The sequence below is a fragment of the Spirosoma humi genome (genome assembly GCF_054776575.1).
In genome coordinates, this window is the sequence record NZ_BAAHBR010000017.1 from 421,553 (window position 1) to 422,684 (window position 1,132).

The following is a 1,132-nucleotide window of genomic DNA, read 5'->3' on the forward strand; positions in this document are numbered from 1 at the left end:
TCAGGATGCCCAGGCGGGCCAGTTGGGGGTCGGTGTACTGGCCTTTTGTCATCACCCGGTAGCAGTAGCTCGAATCAGCCGAGAGCACCCGGCTGGTGTTGCCATCGGCCAGGAACGTATCCGATCCGTCATCGGTGAAGCTGTAAGTGGGCGTGTTGACGGCCAGCTCGCGGATCTTGTTGAAGGGGCCGTTGGGCCCCGAGCGGCTGCGGTAGATGTCGTGGGTCTGCTTGTCGTTGCTCCAGGGCACGTTGGCCTGCCAGGAGAGGGTGATCTGTCGGTTGGCGGGGCTGGCCGACAGGCGCACCGAGGAGGCCGGATCGGTCACATCGAGCCGGGTGAGCTGGCCCGTGGCGGGGTCGGTGTAGTAGAACTCCAGGCGGTAGCGGTAGGCGTTGGCCACCGTGTTGAGGGCCGAGGTGGAGGACCCTTTGTCGATATAGACCGTGTCAGGGGCCGAGGGGTTGAGACTGGTGTTGATGGTGGCGATGGGGGTGTAGGTGGTGCCCTCCAGGCCGGTGGCTCGCTGGAGCCGGTACTGGTAGGGGCCGCCCAGGTCGCCGGGGTTGAGCCCGATGGGTCGGCTCCATTTGACGGTGATCTGGCCGGTGGTCTCGCGGGTGGAGTCGACGCTGACCTGGGTGATGACCGGAGCCAGCAGGGGCAGCGTCAGGCAGGCCTGGTCCGAGGAGCGGCTGACTCCGCCGTTGGCCCCGCCGTTGGGGTCGGGGTAGAGGGCCACCATGCGGTAGGAGTAGGAGACGCCCCGACGCAGGGCGGAGGTGTCGGTGTAGGTGGTGGCCGTGTTGGGCACCCGGGCGATGAGGGTGTAGCCCGCCGGTACGCCGGTGGAGCAGGGCGGGATGACGAGGGTCTCACAGCCTTCCTTGCGGTAGATGGCCAGCCGGGTGCCGGGCAGTCCGCAGGAGTAGGGTGTCCAGGCGAGCTGGATGGCCCGTCCGTTGGCGGTGGCGGTGGGTCGGGCGGTGAGGTTCTGGATGGGTGGGCCGTAGAGCTGGATGCGGAAGGTCTGGAAGGAGACCAGCGAGGGGGTGGGCCGGTTGGGCACGTCGCTGACCTTGAAGGTCACATCGTAGGGTGTGTCCCGGAGCTGGTTGCAGTTGGTCTGCCA

1 pseudogene is annotated in these 1,132 nt (G+C 67.2%); it reads right to left on the reverse strand.

The features are described 5' to 3' along the window. A pseudogene (locus ACYU8Y_RS23980) lies at positions 1 to 1,090 on the reverse strand (gliding motility-associated C-terminal domain-containing protein); the annotation flags it as partial. Positions 1,091 to 1,132: the final 42 nt, after the last annotated feature.